1 protein-coding gene is annotated in these 710 nt (G+C 73.2%); it reads left to right on the forward strand.

Annotated elements, in window-relative coordinates; all coding sequences use genetic code 11:
* Positions 1-710: hypothetical protein (locus IF89_RS39475; RefSeq protein WP_043194916.1), on the forward strand; the 710-nt coding region annotated here is incomplete at both ends.

Here is a 710-nt window from a genome sequence, read left to right on the forward strand (position 1 = left end):
GGGTGGTGGACCTGGCCACCGGAGCCGTGCTGGAGGAGATGGGGCCGGGCGGGCGGGTCGTCTCGCGGACGGAGTACGACCGCCAGGGCCGGCCGTCTGCGCACACGGTGCTGCCGGACTCCGGCAAGCCGCAGACCACCCGCATCGCCTACCCCTCCCCCACTACCACGGTCACCGCCACCCCCGACGGGCGTCGGGTGACCGAGACCCTCGACGCGCTGGGCCGCCCCCTGCGGACCGCGGACAACTACCGCGACGGCGCCTACGCCAAAGAACCCGACGCCGACGGCGCCCGGGTGCTGTCCGAGGCCGACTACTCCCAGTGGGCCCACTACCAGGTGACCATGACCGACCAGGCCGGCCGCAAGACCGTTGCCTCCAGCGACCCGTGGGGGCACACCAGCAGTGTGACGGGCCCGGACGGCACCACCGTGAAAACCGCGGCCGATGTCGTCGCCGAAGCCGTCACCCGGGGCATCCTGGGCACAGACCAGAAGGATGCCGACCTCGGCGAGGCCCGCGCCGTGTCGGTGCAGGACGCCGACACCGCGGCACGGACTACCTCGGCGAGGGTCGTCTTCGCCGACGGCACCCCCGCCGCCGGATCGTCTGCACACACCGATGCCCTGGGCCGTGTGGTGTCCTCCACCAGCGGCGAAGTCACCGCCGCACCCTACGGCACGGGCGGCATCCCGCACAGCACGGTCCTG

This window comes from Streptomyces sp. NRRL F-2664 (assembly GCF_000719345.1).
Classification (GTDB): Bacteria; Actinomycetota; Actinomycetes; order Streptomycetales; family Streptomycetaceae; genus Streptomyces.